Source organism: Amycolatopsis sp. NPDC021455, assembly GCF_040640995.1.
Lineage (GTDB): Bacteria > Actinomycetota > Actinomycetes > Mycobacteriales > Pseudonocardiaceae > Amycolatopsis.
In genome coordinates this window covers 297390-317499 of sequence record NZ_JBFACT010000001.1, presented here as the reverse complement: position 1 = coordinate 317499, position 20110 = coordinate 297390, and the positions used below count along the sequence as shown (strand labels likewise).

The window sequence follows — 20110 nt, the reverse complement described above, 5'->3', positions numbered from 1 at the left end:
CCGACCGGCGCGACGCTCGTCATGCTGGCGCACCCGTCTTGCTCGGCAGCTCGATCCGGACCGGCGCCGCGTTCGCGACGCTCGTCTGCGCCGCCAGCGTCGCCAGGGTCGTCGCGGCCATCGACGCGATCGAAATCGGCATCGGGCCGCCCGTCCGCACCGCCGTCAGGAAGGCGTCGACCTCGGCGGCCTGGCCCTTGTCGCGGCCCTTCGGGATCCGGGAACTGGCCCACTTCTTGCGGGAGTACACCGACGCGCGGACGAAGTCGTCGAACTTCAGCACCTTGCCGTCGGCCGTGAGGTCGAGGGTTTCCTTCGGGAAGCCGGACGAGCCCGTCTCCGCGTACGTGATGACCGCCGTCGAGCCGTCCGCGTAGCCGAGGGTCACCTGGAGGTCGCCCGTGGCGTACACCGAAACCGGGTCCGCGTCGAGCAGCCAGCTCACCGTGTCGATGAAGTGGCCGCCCTCGCCCGCGAAGCGGGAGCCCTCGGTGTCGGTCTGGTTGTACCAGCTGCCGTGGTCGAGGCGGCCGGCGTTGACGAGGTACCGCACCGTCGCCGGGCCGACGCGCGGGCCGAACTGGTCGCGGGCCTCGTGCAGCAGCGGTGCGAACCGCCGGTTGAAGCCGACCTGGAGCCGGTCGTTGCCGGACTCCTCGATCGCGTCCAGGACCTTCTGCAGCTCTTCGGGTGAGAGTGCCAGCGGCTTCTCGACGAACACCGTCTTGCCCGCCAGCAGCGCTCGCCGGGTCAGCTCGGCGTGCGAGCTGTGGCGCGTCACGACGAACACCGCGTCGATCGAGTCGTCGCCGAGGACGTTGTCGATGTCGGTCGACGCCTCAGCGAAGCCGAACTTGCGCCGGGCGTTGGCGCCGGACAGCGCCGACGTCGTCGCGACGTGCTTGAGCTCCACGTCCGCGCGCTCGACGAGGTGCGGCAGCAGCATCGACGACGCGTAGTTGCCCGCCCCGATGAAGCCCAGGCGCACCGGCTGCCCGGCCGGCAGCGGCGCGGCCTTGTGCTCCACCAGCCCGACGCGCGCGGACGTCACGACCGGCTCCGTCCGGGCGACCGCGTCCGGGTAGCGGAACAGCACCGCGACGGCCTTCAAAGCACCCTCGTTCAGCGATTGATACGTCGAAACCGCGTCCGAGAAGTCCGAGACGTGCGTGATCAGCGGCTCGACGTCCAACCGATCACGCGCGATCAAGTCCAGCACGCACTCGAGGTTGCGGCGCTCGGTCCAGCGGACCTGGCCGATCGGGTAGTCACGCCCCTCCAGCTCGTACGACGGGTCGTAGCGGCCCGGCCCGTACGACCGCGAGAACCGGACGTCCAGTTCCTTCTCGTAGTAGGCGTTCCACGGCAGGTCGAGCTTGCACTTGCCGATGTCGATCACGCGGCCGCGGTCGCGCGACAGCTTCGCGGCCAGCTCCACCGGGTCGTTCGTGTTGCCGCCGGCCGCCAGGTAGGTCTGGTCGACGCCCGCGCCGTGCGTCAGCTCGGCCACGGCCGTGTCCACGATGCCGGACGCGGGGTGCGCGCAGGTCAGCGCGCCGAGGCTCTCGGCGAGCTTGCACCGCTCCGGGTCGGGGTCGACGCCGACGACGCGCACGCCGGACGACGCCAGCAGCTGCACGACGAGCTGGCCGATCAGGCCGAGGCCGATGACCAGGGCGACGTCGCCGATCTGCGGCTCGCCGCGGCGGACGCCCTGCATGGCGATCGACCCGACGGTGCCGAACGCCGCGTGCCGCGGGTCGACGCCGGCCGGGACGCGCGAGTAGAGGTTCTTCGGCACCCAGTTCAGCTCCGAGTGCAGGGCGTGCTCGTTGCCCGCGCAAGCCACCAGGTCGCCGACCGCGACGTCGGTGATGCCGTCGCCGACCTGCTCGACGATGCCGCACAGCGAGTAGCCGAGCGGGGTGTAGGAGTCCAGTTTGGACGTCACCTTGCGGTAGGTCGCCGAAAGGCCGTTGGTGGCGACGCTCTGCATCACCTTGGCGACCTGGTCCGGCCGGGCCTTGGCCTTGCCCACCAGGGACATGCTGGCCTCGGACACCTTCATCATCTCGGTGCCGGTGGAGATCAGCGAGTACACCGTCCGCACCAGCACGCCACCCGGCTTGCAGGCCGGCTCCGGGACGTCGAGGAGCGCCAGCTCACCGCTCTTGTAGTTCTGGACTACCTGCTTCACTTCGCTTCCGCTCCAGACATCGCGTTCCGGTACCAGTATTCGAGGGTCAGGACGTGCCAGAGGTGCTTGCCGCGGTCCTCCTGGCCGGCGGCGTCCTCGGCGACCATGCGCTGCAGCGCCTCACGCCGCAGGAAGCCGGACGAAACGAGCACGCCGTCGTTGACGACTTCGCGCACCAGCGGCGCCAGGTCGCGGCTCATCCAGGCCCGCAGCGGCGCGCTGAACAGGCCCTTCGGCCGGTGCACGATCTCGCTCGGCAGGATGTTCAGCGCCGCGTTCTTCAGCGCGACCTTGCCGGCGCGGCCGACGATCTTCTTGTTCCCCGGGATCTTGAACGCCGCACGCACGACTTCGACGTCGACGAACGGCGTCCGCACCTCGGTCGAGGCCGCCATGGTCGAACGGTCGGTGTAGGTCAGGTTCAGGCCGGGCAGGAACAGCCGCGAGTCGGCCAGGCACATCCGGTTGACGAAGTCGTCGAGCGCCTGGTCGTTGTACGTGTCCGCGTGCTCGGTCAGGACGGAGTCGACGTCCGCCGCGAGGTCCGGGTTGACCAGGTCGAGCAGCTCGGCGCGGTCGTACATCGTGTAGCTGCGCCGGAACGCCGTCTCCTCGGGCAGGCCCGCGAACGACAGGAACCGCTTGGCGAACCGCACGGACCGGTAGCCGCGCTTGGCCGACGCCACCGGCAGTCTGTCCACAACGGACTCGACCGGGCGCCGGACCGCGCTCGGCACCTTGTGGTAGCGCAGGGCGATCAGGTTCGCGAGGTGCTTGCGGTAGCCGGCGAACAGCTCGTCGGCGCCCATCCCGGACAGCATCACCTTGACGCCGGCCTCGCGCGCGGCCGAGCAGATCAGGAAGGAGTTGATCGCCGCCGGGTCGCCGATCGGCTCGTCGAGGTGGTAGGTCATCTTCGGCAGCAGGTCCAGGACCTGCGGCGCGATCTCGATCTCGTGCAGGTCGACGCCGAACTGCTGGGCGACGATCCGGGCGTACTTGAGGTCGTCCGGCATCGCCTCGAACTTGGCGTCTTCGGCGCGGAACCCGATGGTGTAGGCCGAAATCCCGGGCTGCGAACGCGCGGCCAGCGCCGTCAGGTAGCTGGAGTCGAGCCCACCGGAGAGGAACGTCGCGACCGGGACGTCCGAGAGCAGGTGCTTGGCCGTCGACTCCGCGATCACCTCGTGGAGGTCGACCTCGCCTTCGAACGCCGCACCCTCCTCGGCGACCTCCCGCAGCGACCAGAACCGGCCGCGGTCGACCCGCCCGTCGGGACGGCACCGCAGCCACGTGCCCGGCGGCAGCTTCTCCGCGCCCTGGTAGGCGCACCGGCTGTCCGGCACCCAGTAGTAGAGCAGCGACGCGATCAGCGCCGCGTTGTCGACCTGCAGCGACCCGCCGAGCTCACCCGCGAGGGCCTTCAGCTCGGACGCGAAGGCGACCCCGCCGTTGCGCTGGACGAAGAACAGCGGCTTGATGCCCAGCTGGTCGCGGACCAGGAACAGCTCGCCGGTGCCCTCCTCGAACAGCGCGAAGGCGAACATGCCGCGCAGCTTGGGCAGGCAGTCCGTGCCCCAGCGCCGCCACGCCTGCAGCAGCACCTCGGTGTCGGACGTCCCGCGGAAGCGGACGCCGGCCGCGGAAAGCTCGGCCCGCAGCTCCGGCGCGTTGTACAGCTCGCCGTTGTAGCTCAGCGCGAGGCCGTCGAGGGCCATCGGCTGGGCGCCGGTTTCCGACAGGTCGATGATCGACAGCCGCCGATGGCCCAGGTGGACTTCGCCGGGGCCGGCGCGGTGCTCGTAGCGGCCGGAGCCGTCGGGGCCGCGGTGGGCCAGCGTCTTGGTCAGCCGGTCGGTGAGCGGCCCGCCGTCCGGCCAGAGGTAGGTGCCTGCGATGCCGCACATCTCGGCGGTTCCCCTTCGGGTCGTGGCGCGGGTCCGGGAGACCTACGCGGTCTTTTCGGGGGCCTGGGTGGCGGAGCCCCCGGCCAGGGGCGAAGCCCCGCTTGTCACAGCGCTCTTTTCGGGGGCCTGGGTGGCGGAGCCCCCAGCCCGGGGCGAAGCCCCGCTTGTCACAGCGCTCTGTTCCGGCTCGGGATCGGCGTTCAGTTCGCCTTTGTGCGTCGGCTCGGCGTGGTCGCGCTTGAACGGCGCCGACCGCTTCGGCGGCTTCACCGGGGCGAATCTCTTCGTCGGCGCGTTCAGGTGGTCGGGGATGCCCACCGTGCCGGGCGGCGGCAGCGGCGCGGCGGGCGGTCTCGGGGTGGCGAGGGCGGGCGGGACCACCGGCCGGATCGGGGTGAACCGCCGGGTCGGCGGGTCCGTCGCGGCGACGCGCTCGGCGATCCGGGCCGCCAGCTCGTCCATCCGGCCCTCGAGCGGGTCCGGGGCGGGCTGCACGGCAGGTGCTTGCTCGGCCCGGCCGCGCAATGCCGTGTGCAGGGCGTCCCACAGCGTGCCGTCGGACTTGTCGCGCGGGTCCGGGTCGACGAGGACGATGCCGATGACCGGGATGCGCTGGTCGGCGAGCTGCCGGGCGACCGTGTGCAGCCACAGCGTGTTCGCGTGCCCGGCCTTGACGACCAGCACGGTTTCCGAGCCGAGGTGTTCCAGATCGGTCCACGCCGTGCCCGGGGAGACCGTGCCGACGCCGATGCGGTGTTCCCCGGGTTCGGCCCCGGGGTCGGCGGCGCCGACCACGACGACCTCGCTCTTCGTCGTGGCCGCCAGCTTGCGGACGTCTTCGCCGGGCAGGTCGTCGACGACGCTCGCGCGGCCGTCCGCGGCCAGCTCCCCGGCGATGTCGAGGGCCAGCGCGGCGGCGACCTTCGGCGCCCCGAGCTCGAGCAGCGACACCTCGCGCGAGTCCTTCTTGATCGCGCGGACCAGGGTCGTCGCGACGCGTTCGCGTTCGGACACCACTCGCTTGCGCCGCCACACCCTGGCCAGTCCCCGGCGCTTCGACGGCAGCTGCGCGATCACGGACGCGCCGAGGTGGGTGGAGATTTCGCGGCGCAGCACCGGCCGGTCGCGCGACACGGCACCGACGGCGACGAGCGCGATCCCGAGGGCCAGGCCCAGGGCGAACCCGACGCCGGCGTCGGTCGCGGTCGTCTTGAGGAACGCCTTCGGCAGGAGCCGGGCGGCGTCGACGACCTGCGTGCCCGCGGCGACCTGCGGGCTGCCGATGCCGGCCTGCTGGGCGCGGGCGTCGAAGTCGGAGATCTGCGAGGCGAGGGCGGCGCGGCGGCCGTAGAGGCCTTCGAGGGTGCTGGCGTTGGCGTTGCGGCCCTTGCCGGTCTCGTCGGCGATCTGCTGGTCGACCTTGGCCAGCTCGTCCTGGGCGTTCTTGCGCTGGTCGAGGATGGCCTTGGACTGCGCGGCCGCGGCGGCCTGGCTGCGCTGCACGTGGTCGGCGATGAACACCTCGGCGAGCGCCTTGGCCTGCGCCACGGCGTCGTCGCCGTTCTTGGCCTTGACGGTGATCTGCAGGACGTTGTTCGTCAGGCCGAGCCCCGCGTAGTTCTTCATGAACTCTTCGGGCGACTGGGTACTGCCCAGCTTCTTCAGCGCGCCTTCGGCGATCTGGGTCGTCTGCAGCACCGCGACGTCGGTGCGCATGAGCGTGCCGCTGTCGGTCGGCGAGTCGTCCTGGTGGACGACGATCACCTTGGTGACCGCGGTCGGCGGCGCGGGCAGCACGATCGCCACGGCCGCGCCCGCGATCAGCCCGAGCAGCGCGGTGGCCAGCCAGAAGCGCTTGCGGCGGCGGATCGCCACGAACAGGCGCTGGAGGTCGAAGAGGGGTGCCGCCGGGGTTTCCGAAGGAGTCGTCACGCCGAACCTGCCAGGGCTTTCTCGGGGGCTTCCGCCGCGGGTTCGGTGACCGGCTCGGCCGGCCGGACGGGGTGGGTGAGGACGGCGCCGACGATTTCCTGGCCCGCGTCGGTGCAGGCTTCGGCGAGCCGGACGAGCTGCCACGCGGTGCGGGTGCCGGTGCCGAGGACCACCAGGACCCCGGAGTCGCGTCCGGCGTCCGGCACGGTCGGCCGCTCGGGTGAGAACTCGAAGACCCGCAGCGGCAGGGACATCCGGTCGGCCAGCTCGGCGAGCTGGGCGGCGGCCAGGCGGCCCGTCTCGTCGTCGTCGGCCACGAGCAGCAGGACGTCGGCGGGGCCGGTGGCCAGCCGGGCCAGCACGCGGCGGTAGCGGATGTCGCGGTTGACCTCGTCGGCCGAGGTCTCGACCGGCGGGAGCAGCCACGGCCGGTCGCCGCCGAGCAGCCGCCGGACCTTGCCGAGCAGGCCGGTGGCCGGGAGGCGGTCGCCCTGCGGGGTCGTGACGTCGACACCGGCGAGGATCGGCGACCCGAGCGCGGACGCGATCTCGGGCTCGCCCCGCAGGCGCCGGTCGGCGCGGGCGGCGAACAGGTGGCCGAACACGCCGACGAGGAAGAACAGCACCGCGCCGCCGGCGACCAGCTGGACCATCGTCGGGGCGGCCGGCCCGGTCGGGCGCTCGGAGCTGCCCAGCACGACGGTGTTGCCGATGCCGGTCGCGAGGTCGGCCTGGTTGAGGTCGTTGATGGCCTGCTCCAGCGACGTCCGCAGGCCCTCGAGCTGGGTGCGAACCTGGACGCTCTCCACGGTCAGGTCCCCGCCCACGTTCTTGGCGAGCTCGCTGATCTTGTCCGTGGTCAGCTTGACCTGGTTGCGCAGCGACTCGCGCTGCTCCTGGGCCAGCTGCACCGACGCGTCGGCGGAGTTGCTGGCCAGCTGCCCGGAGTACTTGACGAACTGCTGCGCGACCTGGTCGGCGAGCTGCTGGGCGTGCTCGGCGGTGTCGGCGGAGACGGTCAGCGTCACGACGTTGCCGTTCGACACCGACGCGGTGACCTTCTTCTGCAGGTCGGCGCCGCTCGGGTGCCACGGCAGGACGGCGGCCGCGCGGTCGAGGACGACCGAGCTGGTCGCGACCTGGGCCTGGGTGAGCAGTTCGTCGGCCTGGCGCGGTCCTTGGAGGAGCACGCTCGAGGTCGTCTTGTAGCCGGGCGAAAGCAGGATCGACGCCACGGCGCCGACGGCCGCGCCCAGGACGGCGAGGGCGGCCAGCAGCCGCCATCGTCGTCGCAGGACCTGCCCGACCATGGCCAGGCGCACCGTGTCGTCAGTCAACGGCGGGGTCTCCATTCCTGAGCCGGGTACGCCGAACGGGGTGTGTTGATCGGCCGGTTACCGGAACCGTCGCCGGACCGGGAGCATTGGTTACACGTCCGGAAATTTCTTGACCGAACGGCGATCAGGACTTCACAGCGTGCTCATACGCGGCGAGCAGGGCCTTCGCCGAGTTCTCCCAGGAGAGCGGACCCGCCACCCTGGCCTGACCGAGCTTACCCATCCGGACCCGCTCCTCGGGGTCGTCGAGCAGCTGGGCGACGAGCTTCGCGAACGCCGACTCGTCGTTCGCCGGGGCGTAGACGGCCGCTTCACCGGCGGACACCCGGGCTTCCCGCAGCTCGAACGAGACGATCGGCTTGCTCATCGCCATGTACTCCATGACCTTGTTCATCGTGGAGACGTCGTTGAGCGGGTTCAGCGGGTCCGGCGACAGGCAGACGTCGGCGGTGGAGAGGTAGCGGACGAGGTCCTCGTCCGGGATCCGGCCGGTGAACTCGACCTGGTTGCCCAGCCCGAGCTTCGCCGAGAGCGCCACCATGTCGTCGAAGGCGTCGCCGGAGCCGACGAACACCGCGTGCCAGTCGGTGCGGCCGACCTCGTCCCGCAGCTTCGCGAGCGCGCGCAGGGCGTAGTCGACGCCGTCCTGCGGGCCCATCACGCCGAGGTAGGCCAGCATGAAGGGCTTGCCCTTCTTCAGCTCGGGCTCGGCCGGCACCTCCTTGAACCGCTCGACGACCGGGGCGCTGCGCACCACGAAGACGTCCTCGGGCCGCTTGCCGCCGCGGATCCGGGCGACCTGCTTGTAGCTCTCGTTCGTCGAGATCACGACGTCGGCGGCGCGGTAGGTGGCGCGCTCGAGGGCGCAGACCCCGCGGTAGAGGAGGTCCTGCCCGCGGTCGAACCGCGAGAGGTACAGCTCGGGGCACAGGTCGTGCTGGTCGAAGATGAACTTCGCGCCCTGGCGCTTCAGGTACTTCGCGACCAGGTAGAGCAGGTCCGGCGGGTTGCAGGCGTGGACGACGTCGACCGGCCCGACCTTCCGGGCCAGCCGCAGCGTGTGCCACAGCGCGCTGCCGTACTCCTGCAGGTAGCCGGCGGGCCCGCCGGTCGCCGCCGTGAGCGGGTAGCGGTGGATGTGGACGCCGTCGACGACGGCTTCGGCCTCGGTGTCGCGTTTCGTGCCCTGCGGGCAGATCACGTGGACTTCCCACCCGGCGTCGCGCAGGGTCGTGGACTCCTGCCAAACCCGCCGGTCGAAGGGAACGGACAGGTTTTCGACCAAGATGAGCGCTTTACCAGGCTGTGTTTTACCAAGCAAGGCCGGCGTATCCCTCTTCAAGGCGACGCTCCGCGGCGTCGGGCAGGCGGACGAGGTCGACGATCTCCCGGCCGTGCGGCAGCGCCGCCAGCACGTCCGGGTCTTTGGTGCCCACGAGCAGGACGTCGGCGTGGTTCACGACTTCTTCGACGGTCCCGGCGAGTAGCTGGCCGAGGTGCGGCAGCCGGCTCTCGATGTACTCGCGGTTGGCGCCCATCAGCCGCGAGAGGCTGACGTTGGCGTCGTAGATCTTCAGGTCGTAGCCCTTGCCGAGCAGCTTTTCGGCCAGCTCGACCAGCGGCGACTCGCGCAGGTCGTCGGTGCCCGGCTTGAACGACAGCCCGAACAGCCCGACCTTGCGCTTGCCGGTGCGCGCGACCAGGTCGAACGCCCGCTGCAGGTGTTCGTCGTTCGACGCGAGCACGTGCGACAGGATCGGCACGCTGACGTCGGCCCGGTGCGCGGCGTAGACGAGCCCGCGCAGGTCCTTCGGCAGGCACGAGCCGCCGAAGGCGAACCCGGGCTTGAGGTAGGCGGGGCTGATGTTGAGCTTGGTGTCGGCGAGGAAGACGTCGATCACCTGGTGCGAGTCGAGGCCGAGCGCCCGGCAGATCGCGCCGAGCTCGTTGGCGAACCCGATCTTCAGGCCGTGGAAGGAGTTGTCGGCGTACTTCGTCATTTCCGCGACGGGGATCGGCACCCGGAAAACCGGGCCGGGCAGGCCCTCGTACAACGCCGCGACGGCGTCGCCGCTGGCTTCGTCGATCTCACCGATGACCGTCTTCGGCGGGTCGAAGAAGTCGCGGACGCTGGTGCCCTCGCGCAGGAACTCGGGGTTCACCGCGACACCGAAGTCGACCCCGGCGGTGCGGCCCGAGGCCTTCTCCAGGATCGGGACCAGCAGGTCGAGGCAGGTGCCCGGCAGCATGGTGCTGCGGAAGACGACGGTGTGCCGCTCGCTCTTCTTCGCGAGGGCTTCGCCGATTTCCTCGGCGACGCGCTCGAGGTAGACCGTGGAGAGGCTGCCGTTCGGCGCCGACGGCGTCCCGACGCAGACCAGCGAGATCTCGCTGTCGGCGACGGCTTCGGCGACGTCGGTCGTGGCTCTCAGCGCCCCGCTCGCGACGACCTCGGCGGTCAGCTCGCCGATCCGTTCCTCGACCACCGGGGCGTTGCCCTGGGTGATGAGGTCGATCTTCACCGGGTTGACGTCCACGCCGACCACCCGGTGTCCCTGCCCCGCCAGGCACGCGGCGGAGACACAGCCGACGTAACCGAGCCCGAAGACACTGATCTTCACGCCAAAACCTCCGCTATTCCGCGCGACCCTCAAGTTGGTCGCCGCGCTCCCCTGGATCGTTACCGCCGGGGCGGCGAACGGGGGAATGCGTGAAACGGCGGTGAGGCGCAAGGGTTTCAGGTGAGAATCGCGTCTCGATTCACCCGCGATCCGGCGGCGAACCGTGGAAAAGAACCACGGTTCGCCGCCGGATCGTCAACAGGTCGCGCGTCAGTTGTTGTTCACGAAGGTGGTGGCGAGGCTCTGCCCCTTGCTCACCGCGTTGGAGTGGTTCTCGATCGGCGAGACCGTCGAGTTCTTGAAGCAGATGTACGTGACGCCCGAGTCGGTGCCGCCGTTGGACGGGTCGGGGTTGATGCCGAGGTCCTTCGCCGTCGCGTAGGAGGCTTCGCCGATGATCTGCGTCGGGCCGGTGTCGCCGATGACCGCGTACTCGACCTTGCCGTTGTAGATCACCGCGCACGAGCCGCCGCCCTTGAGGCCGGACGAGGAGTACTTCCAGATGCTGCTCGAGCTCGGCACGACGATGTAGGGCAGCTTCGCGGCGTTGAGCGGCTTGCCGTCGGACTGGTGGAACGCCGTGTCGTCCTGGTAGCAGCAGTCGGTGTTCTCGTTGCACTGCGAGGTGCGCTGGCCGTCGCAGTCGATGTCCATGTCGGCTTTCCAGAAGACCGCGCCATTCGCGTCGCAGACGGCGACCGTCTTGCCCGAGGCGTCTTCGTCGGTCTTGTACTTGCCGTTCGAGATCTGCTTGCAGCTGGTGGTTTTCGCGAGCAGCTGGGCGGCGGTCGGGGCGGCCGCCACGGTGGCCGGGGCCGGTGACGCCGAGGCGAGGGCCGACGGCATCACGGCGGCGGTCAGCGCCAGCGTCGCGAGCAGGATCAGTTTCCGCATTTCCTGGTTGCTCCCTTAGTTAGGAAACTTTCCTTACAGCGGCGGGGCACCAGGATGCACTCCGGCGAGACCGGGTTCAAGACCCGAAGGTCGGGGAATTTCCCATCGTGCGGCCGGACTTGACGAAAACGCTGCTCATGAGACCGGGCGTGCGGGCCACCGGTTCGGCCGGTGTCCCGTTCCCCGGGACATGCCGCCAACGGGCGGCGCGGCGGCTCGTCGAGGTTCGGCCGGTCCATCGGCCACGGCGAGGTCCCGTCGGGGCGACCGCCCTACCGGGCAGCGCGCCGGAACAGGCGGCTCACCCAGCGCCCGGCCCGCCGGGGCCCCGGGGCGAGCACGCCGTCGAGCCAGTCGCCGTCGAGGTCGTGCCGCAGTTCGGTGCGCGCCTGCAGCCAGCCGTCGCGGCGCGCGGCCCCGCCGTCGCTCGTGTAGACGCGGGTGGCGCCGGCCTGCCGCAGCCGCGCCAGCACGCGCCGGTCGTAGGCGCCGAACGGCAGCGAATACCGCCGGACCGGCTGTCCGCACAGGTCGCCGAGCAGCTTCGGCGCGTCGGTCAGCTCGCGGCGGGCGTGGCGGTCGTCGAGCCGCCGCCAGTCGCGCGGCTCCCAGCCGTGCGAGCCGACCTCCATCCCGGCGCGCACGAGTTCGCGCAGGCCGTCGCGGTCGAGGTAGCCGCGCTGCCCGAGCCGGCCCGCCAGGGGGAAGAACTCCGCCGCCAGCCCGCGCTCGGCGAGCCGCGGCAGCGCGATCTCGACGTCGGAGTCGTTGCCGTCGTCGAAGGTGAGGCGGACGTCTTCGCGGTCCGCGGCGAAGTCGAGCACGCGCTCGAACTGCGCGACGGTCAGCCAGCGCTCGTCCTCGCCCGGGTCCAGCTGACGAGCCGGCCGGCCGATCCCGTGCACGGCGAGGATCACTGCCACCACTTCCACCGCCTGCCACCGCGAGTAGCCGATTCGTTACTTCGATTAATCGCCGTGGCAAACGGGTGAGTTACACGTTTTTGCCAGTAATTAGCCTTTGCGGATTTCGAGCGTGCAGCACTTCGGGCCGCCGCCGGCTTTCCGCAGCTCAGAGATGTCGACGTAGACCGGCTCGTACCCACGGGCAGCCAGAATTTCACCCAGACGGGTGGCCTCGACGGGCAGGACGACGTTGCGTCCGTCGGACACGCCGTTGAGGCCGAAGCACTCGGCGTCTTCCTTCGTCGCGAGGACGGCGTCCGGGAACAGCCGCTCCAGCACGCGGCGCGAGCCCGCGGAGAACGCCTCGGGGTAGTAGACGATCTGCGCCCGCGTGGTGTCCGTCGCCTCGGCGAGCACGAACAACGCCGTGTCGAGGTGGTAGTAGCGCGGGTCGACCAGGTGCAGCGAGACGACCGGGACGCCGAGGACCTCCTGCGCCTCGGCGTGCGCGGCCGGGTCGGTGCGGAAGCCGGTGCCGGCGAGCAGCAGGGTGCCGGTCCAGGCGAAGTCGCCCTCGGCCTCGTTGACCTTCTCGGGCATGGTGACGTCGCGGTAGCCGTGCTCGACGAACCAGCGGCGGAAGTGCTCGGCCTCGGCGGCGCGCTGCGGCGCGCGGAACCGCGAGCCGAGGACGCGGCCGTCGACGACGGTGCCGGAGTTGGCGGCGAAGACCATGTCGGGCAGGCCGGGCTGCGGGTCGATCTCTTCGACGGTGTGGCCGAGGCGGCGGTAGGTGTCGCGCAGCTGCGCCCACTGCGCCATGGCGACGTCGGCGCTGACCGGCTGGGTGGGGTCCATCCAGGGGTTGATCACGTAGTCCACCGCGAAGAAGCGCGGCGGGCACATGAGGTATCGACGGGTGGTCGGTACGCGGGTGGCCAGTGATCCCTGCATGAGTGCAGGGTAAGGGCTGCCTAATATCGCAATCAATCGCTGTTCGCTGCGCGTATCTGTGCTAAATGTTGCGTGTGAACACCATCGACCAGCGAATCGTTTCGTGTCTCGTGGCGAACGCGCGCAGCAGCTACGCGGAGATCGGCAAGGTCGTCGGCCTGTCCGCCCCGGCGGTGAAGCGGCGGGTCGACCGGCTCCTCGAAACGGGCATCCTCCGCGGCTTCACGGCGGTGGTCGACCCGGAGGCACTGGGCTGGGGCACGGAGGCGTTCGTCGAGGTCACGTGCCAGGGCAACATCACACCGGCCCGGATCCGCGCACGGCTGGAACCGCTACCGGAGGTGGTGGCGGCGTACACGGTCTCGGGCGCGGCGGACGCGATCGTCCACTTGCGGGCCGCGGATATCCACCACCTGGAGACGGCCCTGGAGCGGCTGCGCGGGCTGGAGATCGTGGACCGCACGGTGTCGACGGTGGTGCTCTCCCGCCTGCTCGAAAGGCCGCCGACGCCGGAGGAGTGAGCGGACGCGCCGCCGGCTTTCAGCCATACCGCAGCCGCGTGCGAGCGGCGCGTGCCACCCTGGCCGCATGACCGACAGCATCGTCAGCGAGCACGCCGACGGCGTCGCCGTGCTGACCGTCGACGCGCCGGGCAGCCGCAACGCGCTGACTCTCGACCTCTCCGCGCAGCTCGCGGCCGCCGTCGAAGCGGCGGAACGGGACGAGTCCGTGCACGCCGTCGTCGTCACCGGCACGCCGCCGGCCTTCTGCGCCGGCGCCGACCTGTCCGCCCTGACCCACGCCGACGAGCAGGGCCTGCGCGCCATCTACGAAGGCTTCCTCGCCGTGGCCCGGTGCTCGCTGCCGACGATCGCGGCGGTCGGCGGCGCGGCCGTCGGCGCCGGGCTGAACCTCGCGCTCGCCGCGGACGTCCGGCTGGCCGGGCCGCGGGCGAAGTTCGTCGCCCGGTTCCTCGAGCTCGGGCTGCACCCCGGCGGCGGCATGACGTGGATGACGCAGCGGCTCGCCGGTCCGCAGGTGGCCGCCGCGATGACCTTGTTCGGGCAGCCGCTCGACGCCGAAGCCGCCGTGCGCGCCGGGCTGGCCCTGCGCGTGGTGGACGGAGACCTCGTCGCCGCCGCGCGGGAGCTCGCCGCACCCGCGGTCGCCGCGCCGCGCGAGGCCCTCCTGGCCACCAAGCGCAGCCTCCGGACGACCGCCTCGCTGGCCGCGCACGCCGACGCCGTCGACGTCGAAATCGAGCCGCAACTGACGTCGCTGGCCTCGCCGGAGTTCGCCGAACGAGTGGCGGTGATGCGGGCACGGATCCGGTCCCACCGCTGAATCCCAGCAGTTGGACACCCCGCCGGGAGACACGCGTCACAGCGTGGACACGTCGGTAACCGTTACCATCGGTTACAGGTATTTCCCGGACCAGCACAGAGGACTTGCACAGCAGGACAGAGGTCGCCCGCCAGGCGGGACGCGCGGAAACATGGACACCGAGCGCGAGCTAACCTCGTGGTAGGGCCTGGTGATCCGCCTGTCACGCGCACCGGGCAGGCGAACCGAAGGCCGCAACGTCGGGAGAGAGGGAATCCCTGACCCATGAGCACGAGTGCGAACGGCAACGGCGCTGGTCACGGCTCGCTCGCCGCAACCAGGCCGACCGAGGTCAGCAAGCTGGACCGGGTGGTCATCCGGTTCGCGGGCGACTCGGGTGACGGCATGCAGCTGACCGGCGACCGGTTCACCTCCGAAGCCGCCGCGTTCGGCAACGACCTGTCGACGATGCCGAACTTCCCCGCCGAGATCCGCGCGCCACAGGGCACCATCCCCGGCGTCTCGAGCTTCCAGGTCCACTTCGCCGACTACGACATCCTCACCCCCGGCGACCGCCCCGACGTGCTCGTGGCGATGAACCCGGCCGCCCTCAAGGCGAACCTCGGCGATGTCCCGCAGGGTGGGACGATCATCCTCAACACCGACGAGTTCATCAAGCGGAACCTGACCAAGGTCGGCTACGCCACCGACCCGCTCGACGACGACACCCTCGCCGCCTACCAGGTGCACCGGGTCGCCATGTCGACCCTGACCCAGGGCGCGCTCGCCGAGACCGGCCTCGGCAAGAAGGACGCCGAGCGCTGCAAGAACATGTTCGCCCTCGGCCTGCTGTCCTGGATGTACCACCGGCCCACCGAAGGCACCGAGCGGTTCCTGCGCGAGAAGTTCGCCAAGAAACCGGACATCGCCGAGGCCAACATCCTCGCCTTCCGCGCGGGCTGGAACTACGGCGAGACCACCGAGTCGTTCGCCACGACGTTCCAGGTCGCCCCGGCGAAGCTGGCTCAGGGCACCTACCGGCAGATCACCGGCAACACCGCGCTCGCCTACGGGATCGTGGCCGCCGGCCAGCGCTCCGGCCTGCAGATCCTGCTCGGGACGTACCCGATCACCCCGGCGTCGGACATCCTCCACGAGCTGTCGAAGCACAAGAACTTCGGCATCATCACCTTCCAGGCCGAGGACGAGATCGCCGGCATCGGCGCCGCCTTGGGCGCCTCCTACGGCGGCGCGCTCGGCGTCACCTCGACGTCCGGCCCGGGTGTCGCGCTGAAGTCCGAGACCATCGGCCTCGGCGTGATGGTCGAGCTGCCGCTGGTCGTCATCGACGTCCAGCGCGGCGGCCCGTCCACCGGCCTGCCGACCAAGACCGAGCAGGCCGACCTGCTGCAGGCGATGTTCGGGCGCAACGGCGAGTCCCCGGTCCCGATCGTCGCGCCGCTCTCGCCCGCCGACTGCTTCGACGCGGCCATCGAGGCCACCCGGATCGCGCTGAAGTACCGCACCCCGGTGCTGCTGCTGTCCGACGGCGCGATCGCCAACGGTTCCGAGCCGTGGCTGATCCCGGATGTCGGGACGCTGCCGGACCTGAGCGTCGAGTTCGCGACCGAACCCAACGCCGACAACGGCTCCGGCGAGTTCTGGCCGTACGTCCGCGACCCCGAGACCCTCGCCCGCGCCTGGGCCGTCCCCGGCACGCCCGGCCTGCAGCACCGCATCGGCGGGCTGGAGAAGGCCGATCGGACCGGCCACATCTCCTACGACCCGGCCAACCACGACAAGATGGTCCGGCTGCGGCAGGCGAAGATCGACGGCATCGACGTCCCCGACCTGGTCGTCGACGACCCGAGCGGCGGCAAGGCCCGCGTGCTCGCGCTCGGCTGGGGCAGCTCGTTCGGCCCGATCGGCGCGGCCTGCCGCCGCGTGCGCAAGCTCGGCCTGCCGATCGCGCAGGCGCACCTGCGCCACCTCAACCCGTTCCCGGCCAACCTCGGCGACATCCTGCGCAGCTACGACAAGGTCGTGGTGCCGGAGATGAACCTCGGCCAGCTCGCGCTGCTGCTGCGGGCCAAGTACCTGGTGGACGTCCACTCGCACACCAAGGTCGCCGGGATGGCGTTCAAGGCCGAAGAGCTGCAGGACCTGTTCTCGGAGATCATCACCGGCGTTACTACGGAGGCGGCGAAGTGACCGCGATCGATCTGGGGATACCCAACCTCGGCGGCCTGGACCTTGTGCCCACCACCGACGAGCCGCAGAAGGCCAAGGACTACAAGTCGGACCAGGAGGTCCGCTGGTGCCCCGGCTGCGGCGACTACGTCGTGCTGAACGCCGTCCAGTCGTTCCTGCCGACGCTCGGCCTCAAGCGCGAGAACATCGTGTTCGTCTCGGGCATCGGCTGCTCGTCGCGCTTCCCGTACTACCTCAACACCTACGGCATGCACTCGATCCACGGCCGCGCGCCGTCGATCGCGACCGGCCTGGCCACGACGCGGCCGGACCTGTCGGTGTGGGTCGTCACCGGCGACGGCGACGCGCTGTCCATCGGCGGCAACCACCTGATCCACGCGCTGCGCCGCAACGTGAACATCAAGATCCTGCTGTTCAACAACCGGATCTACGGGCTCACCAAGGGCCAGTACTCCCCGACGTCCGGGCAGGGCATGGTCACGAAGTCGACGCCGATGGGTTCGGTGGACACCCCGTTCAACCCGCTGTCGCTGGCGATCGGCGCGGAGGCGTCGTTCGTGGGCCGCGCGCTGGACTCCGACCGCAAGGGCCTCACCGAGGTCCTGCAGGCGGCGGCGCAGCACCGCGGCTCGGCGCTGGTCGAGATCTACCAGAACTGCCCGATCTTCAACGACGGCGCGTTCGACGTCCTCAAGGACGCCGACGAGGCCGCCACCCGCCTGATCCCGCTGCGCGCCGGCGAGCCGATCCGCTTCGGCCCGAACCAGGAGTTCGGGGTCAAGCGCGGCGACTGGGGCGGCCTGGATGTCGCCAAGGTCGCGGACATCGGCGAGGACAACGTGGTGGTGCACGACCCGTCGATCACCGACACGTCGTACGCGTTCGCGTTGTCGCGCCTCGGCGACCAGAACCTCAACCACGTCCCGACCGGGATCCTGCGAAGCGTCGAGCGCCCGACGTACGACGACGACGCCCGCGCCCAGGTCGAGCAGGCCCGCACGGCCCGCACGCCGGACCTGCAGGCCCTGCTGCGTGGCAAGGACACCTGGACGGTCGCGTAACCCGCTCTCTTCGAAGGCCGCCATGCCCCGGGGTGTGGCGGCCTTTTTGGGCTTGCCTGTAGTGGGACAAGTGTCCTAAGTTTCAGGTCATGCGACCTGAACGTCCTTTTGTCTTCTTCGACGTCCGCACTTCCGACGCGGACGGCAGCAAGCGGTTCTTCTCGGAACTGCTGGGCTGGCAAGCGAACGACACCCTGCTGACGGCCGACGGCGTGCCGTGGGGCGGGTTGACCCCGCTGGCTCCCGACGACGACCGGGCACCCCAATGGCTGCCCTACGCCCCGGTGTCCGATGTGGACGCTGCCGCGGCGAAGGCGGTCGAGCTGGGCGGGACGCTCGTGCGTGAGCGCACCGACCTGCCGTTCGGCTCCCTGGTGGTGGTCACCGACCCCGGCGGCGCCGCGCTGGTCCTGTTCCAGGCCGCCTGAAAAGCCGTGAAGGCCTCCTTACCGGCCATAAGAGCCGGTAAGGAGGCCTTCACGGACCAAACCTCAGCTGAGCGGGCGGAACCCGACGCGTTCGGCGTCCTCGGCGGTGCGGAACCAGACCTCGGCGACCATCTTCGGGAACTGCGCCGATTCCTCCGTGCAGTACCGCAACGCCGTGACACTCGCCTTCACCGCGAAGCTGTCGCTGGGCGCCCCGCCACCCGGGCGCGGCATCGCCGAGCCGGGGCCGAACGGGCCGTGCGGGACGGCGTCGCCCGCCGCCTGGCGTGCGGGCGGCGGCTCGGGCGCCGACGCCCCGGCGGCGGCCACCTGGTTGGGCTGCACCGACGGCTCGAACAGCGAGCCGCTGTGCGCGCCGGCCACGTCGGGCTCGCGCCGCTCCACCGTGCGCATCGACGGCTGGATCGGCTGCGGCGCGTCGAACCCGCCGCGCACCGTCGTCTCGCGCGGCTGGCGCTTCGGCAGCACCTGCGTCGCCTCGGCCGGGGTCTCCTCGGGCACGTCCAGCTCCCCCGCGACGTCGTCGCCGCCGAAGGCGTACTGCGGCACTTCCTCGTCTTCGGGCTCGACCTTCCGCACGGAACCGGGGTGCTGGCCGATGATCCGGGTGCGCTCGACCGGCTCCTCGAACGCCGACCGCTCGCTCGGTGGCTCGTGGTCGAACCAGTCCGGCGCGGCCGCGTCGGCCGGGGTCTGGAACAGCGAGCCGGCGGAGTCCGGTTCAAGCCGCGAAAGCGCCGGCGAAACGGGCTCGTCTTCGACCGAATCCCCGGCCGGGGCCAGGTATTCCGTCGCGGTGGCGCGGTAGGGGTCCTCCGGCTCCTCGTCGGGGACCGGGGTGAGGAACTGGGTGGCCGCGGTCCGGTACGGGTCGTCTTCCTCGGGCTCCGGCGGCACCCGCGACGGCACCTGGGCGTCCAGCTCGGCGAAGTCCTCGTCGATGTCGTCGTGGACGTCGTCGCGGTGGATCGGCGGCGCCGCGACCAGCGTGCCGGGGTAGGACGTCTCCTGGCGGGACGGCTCCGGCTCGGGGCGCGGTTCCGGCCGCGAGAACGCTTCGTGGCCGACCGCCGCCGCGTTCGCGGGAGTGCGCGCGGCGTCGGCGTGGGACTGCGCCAGCGCGCTCTCCAGCTTGCGGACGCTCTTGCGGAGCGGCAGCACCAGCACCAGCCAGGTGAGGAGAACCCCGACGAAGAACGCGGCGAGGCTCCACAGCCAGACCTGTCCGAATATGGACATCTTTTCCTGCCCCTGTTTAGTGCTTAATGCGTGCGCGCGACCAGGTAGTCGGCGACCGACTCGCACGCGTCCCTGGCGGGTGACGCCGGCAGCGCGCTGAGCTCGGCTCGCGCGCGCTGAGCGTAGTCGGAAAGAGTGACGCGTGCTCGATCGAGTCCGCTACTGACCCGCAGCAGCTCCAGCGCCTCCCGGACGAGGGCGTCGTCGGCGATCGGGCCGGACAGCAGCTCGATGAGCCGCGGGTCGGTGTCCGGGTCGGCAAGCGCGTACAGCATGGGCAGCGTCCGGACGCCTTCGCGCAGGTCGGTGCCCTGCGCCTTGCCGAGCTCGTCGGACGGCGAGGCGATGTCGATGATGTCGTCGGAGATCTGGAACGCGGTGCCGATGATGTCGCCGAAGCGGCGAAGCGCCTCGATGTGCTCGTCGGCGGCGCCGGACATCATCCCGCCGAACCGGCCGGACGTGGCGATCAGCGAGCCGGTCTTCTGCGCGATCACGGTGAGGTAGTGCGCGACGGCGTCGTCACCCGGTCCGGGGCCGACGGTCTCGCGCATCTGCCCGGTGACCAGCTCGCCGAAGGTCTCGGCGATGATCCGCGCGGCGTCCGTGCCGAGGTCGGCGACCAGGCGCGACGCGTGCGCGAAGAGGAAGTCGCCGGTGAGGATGGCGATGGTGTTGTCCCAGCGGGCGTTGACGCTCTCGGCGCCGCGCCGCATGTCGGCCTCGTCCATGACGTCGTCGTGGTAGAGCGTGGCGAGGTGCACGAGCTCGACCGCGGCGGCGGCGATGATGACGTGGTCGTCCTGCTTCGGCCCGAACTGCGCGGACAGCAGGGTGAACAGCGGACGGAAGCGTTTGCCCCCGGCCTCGACCAGGTGCAACGCGGCGTCGTTGACGGCCTGGACGTCGCTGCGGACGACGTCGCGCAGCAGCTTCTCGACCTCGGCCAGCCCGTCGGCGATGGCGCGCAGCAGGGTTTCGTCGGCGATCTGCAGGCCGACCGACGCCCGCAGGTCGTCGAGGGCGCCACCCGGCGCAGCGGGGAGGGATCCCGCCCCGGGGGCTGGGGAAGGCACAGAC

At 70.9% G+C, this 20110-nt stretch carries 16 protein-coding genes; 5 read left to right on the top strand and 11 right to left on the bottom strand.

Features of this window, described 5'->3' with window-relative positions; translation table 11 throughout:
• Positions 1–19 precede the first annotated feature (19 nt).
• From AB0G28_RS01710 to ddaH, 9 genes are all read right to left on the bottom strand, one after another.
• A complete protein-coding gene (locus AB0G28_RS01710) occupies positions 20–2197 on the bottom strand; it encodes a bi-domain-containing oxidoreductase (protein ID WP_361081918.1) in 2178 nt (725 codons plus the stop codon).
• Positions 2194–4104 carry an asparagine synthase (glutamine-hydrolyzing) gene (asnB, locus tag AB0G28_RS01705; protein ID WP_361081916.1) on the bottom strand — a complete coding sequence of 637 codons (1911 nt, stop codon included), beginning with the start codon at positions 4102–4104 and terminating at the stop codon, positions 2194–2196. Before asnB ends, AB0G28_RS01710 begins: the two co-directional genes overlap by 4 nt.
• Positions 4105–4146: 42 nt before the next feature.
• Complete coding sequence (locus tag AB0G28_RS01700) at positions 4147–6036, bottom strand: Wzz/FepE/Etk N-terminal domain-containing protein (RefSeq protein WP_361081914.1); 1890 nt, start codon at positions 6034–6036, stop codon at positions 4147–4149.
• Positions 6033–7388 (bottom strand): exopolysaccharide biosynthesis protein, encoded by a 1356-nt coding sequence (locus tag AB0G28_RS01695; protein WP_361081912.1) that lies wholly within the window; start codon positions 7386–7388, stop codon positions 6033–6035. The genes AB0G28_RS01700 and AB0G28_RS01695 overlap by 4 nt, the downstream gene beginning before the upstream one ends.
• 109 nt (positions 7389–7497) lie before the next feature.
• The gene (locus tag AB0G28_RS01690; protein WP_361081910.1) at positions 7498–8658 is read right to left on the bottom strand and encodes a glycosyltransferase family 4 protein; all 1161 of its coding nucleotides are present in this window, start codon (positions 8656–8658) and stop codon (positions 7498–7500) included.
• 25 nt (positions 8659–8683) lie between these two features.
• On the bottom strand, positions 8684–9994 hold the full coding sequence (locus AB0G28_RS01685; RefSeq protein ID WP_361081908.1) for a nucleotide sugar dehydrogenase: 1311 nt from the start codon (positions 9992–9994) through the stop codon (positions 8684–8686).
• 210 nt (positions 9995–10204) lie between these two features.
• A complete protein-coding gene (locus tag AB0G28_RS01680; RefSeq protein ID WP_361081906.1) occupies positions 10205–10888 on the bottom strand; it encodes a glycoside hydrolase family 75 protein in 684 nt (227 codons plus the stop codon).
• Positions 10889–11160: 272 nt separating this feature from the next.
• The gene (locus AB0G28_RS01675) at positions 11161–11820 is read right to left on the bottom strand and encodes a polysaccharide deacetylase family protein (protein ID WP_361081904.1); all 660 of its coding nucleotides are present in this window, start codon (positions 11818–11820) and stop codon (positions 11161–11163) included.
• Between the two features lie 81 nt (positions 11821–11901).
• Positions 11902–12747: a dimethylargininase gene (gene ddaH / locus AB0G28_RS01670; protein WP_361081902.1), complete on the bottom strand. Its 846-nt coding sequence runs from the start codon at positions 12745–12747 to the stop codon at positions 11902–11904.
• Between the two features lie 74 nt (positions 12748–12821).
• Here ddaH and AB0G28_RS01665 point away from each other — a divergent pair, with 74 nt between their 5' ends.
• The 5 genes from AB0G28_RS01665 to AB0G28_RS01645 all read left to right on the top strand — a co-directional run bounded on the left by AB0G28_RS01665 (position 12822) and on the right by AB0G28_RS01645 (position 17770).
• Positions 12822–13268 carry an Lrp/AsnC family transcriptional regulator gene (locus tag AB0G28_RS01665; RefSeq protein ID WP_026468878.1) on the top strand — a complete coding sequence of 149 codons (447 nt, stop codon included), beginning with the start codon at positions 12822–12824 and terminating at the stop codon, positions 13266–13268.
• Positions 13269–13335: 67 nt separating this feature from the next.
• Entirely contained in the window at positions 13336–14091 is a 756-nt protein-coding gene (locus AB0G28_RS01660; RefSeq protein ID WP_361081900.1) for an enoyl-CoA hydratase, read from the top strand.
• Between the two features lie 264 nt (positions 14092–14355).
• Entirely contained in the window at positions 14356–16281 is a 1926-nt protein-coding gene (locus tag AB0G28_RS01655) for a 2-oxoacid:acceptor oxidoreductase subunit alpha (RefSeq protein ID WP_361081898.1), read from the top strand.
• Positions 16278–17342, top strand: coding sequence for a 2-oxoacid:ferredoxin oxidoreductase subunit beta (locus AB0G28_RS01650; RefSeq protein WP_361081897.1), 1065 nt, complete (start codon positions 16278–16280; stop codon positions 17340–17342). Before AB0G28_RS01655 ends, AB0G28_RS01650 begins: the two co-directional genes overlap by 4 nt.
• Positions 17343–17431: 89 nt before the next feature.
• Positions 17432–17770, top strand: coding sequence for a VOC family protein (locus AB0G28_RS01645; RefSeq protein ID WP_361081895.1), 339 nt, complete (start codon positions 17432–17434; stop codon positions 17768–17770).
• A gap of 63 nt (positions 17771–17833) precedes the next feature.
• On the opposite strand, the gene AB0G28_RS01640 is transcribed toward AB0G28_RS01645, so the two are convergent.
• Together AB0G28_RS01640 and AB0G28_RS01635 are read right to left on the bottom strand one after the other, a co-directional pair.
• Positions 17834–19030: a hypothetical protein gene (locus AB0G28_RS01640; protein ID WP_361081893.1), complete on the bottom strand. Its 1197-nt coding sequence runs from the start codon at positions 19028–19030 to the stop codon at positions 17834–17836.
• 23 nt (positions 19031–19053) lie between these two features.
• A complete protein-coding gene (locus tag AB0G28_RS01635; RefSeq protein WP_361082349.1) occupies positions 19054–20106 on the bottom strand; it encodes a polyprenyl synthetase family protein in 1053 nt (350 codons plus the stop codon).
• Positions 20107–20110: the final 4 nt, after the last annotated feature.

Excerpts from the sequence above, each read along its gene's own strand:
- AB0G28_RS01695 (WP_361081912.1), bottom strand. The coding sequence starts at position 7,388 with ATGGAGACCCCGCCGTTGACTGACGACACGGTGCGCCTGGCCATGGTC.
- ddaH (WP_361081902.1), bottom strand. The coding sequence starts at position 12,747 with ATGCAGGGATCACTGGCCACCCGCGTACCGACCACCCGTCGATACCTC.
- AB0G28_RS01680 (WP_361081906.1), bottom strand. The coding sequence starts at position 10,888 with ATGCGGAAACTGATCCTGCTCGCGACGCTGGCGCTGACCGCCGCCGTG.
- AB0G28_RS01660 (WP_361081900.1), top strand. The coding sequence starts at position 13,336 with ATGACCGACAGCATCGTCAGCGAGCACGCCGACGGCGTCGCCGTGCTG.
- asnB (WP_361081916.1), bottom strand. The coding sequence starts at position 4,104 with ATGTGCGGCATCGCAGGCACCTACCTCTGGCCGGACGGCGGGCCGCTC.
- AB0G28_RS01640 (WP_361081893.1), bottom strand. The coding sequence starts at position 19,030 with ATGTCCATATTCGGACAGGTCTGGCTGTGGAGCCTCGCCGCGTTCTTC.
- AB0G28_RS01655 (WP_361081898.1), top strand. The coding sequence starts at position 14,356 with ATGAGCACGAGTGCGAACGGCAACGGCGCTGGTCACGGCTCGCTCGCC.
- AB0G28_RS01645 (WP_361081895.1), top strand. The coding sequence starts at position 17,432 with ATGCGACCTGAACGTCCTTTTGTCTTCTTCGACGTCCGCACTTCCGAC.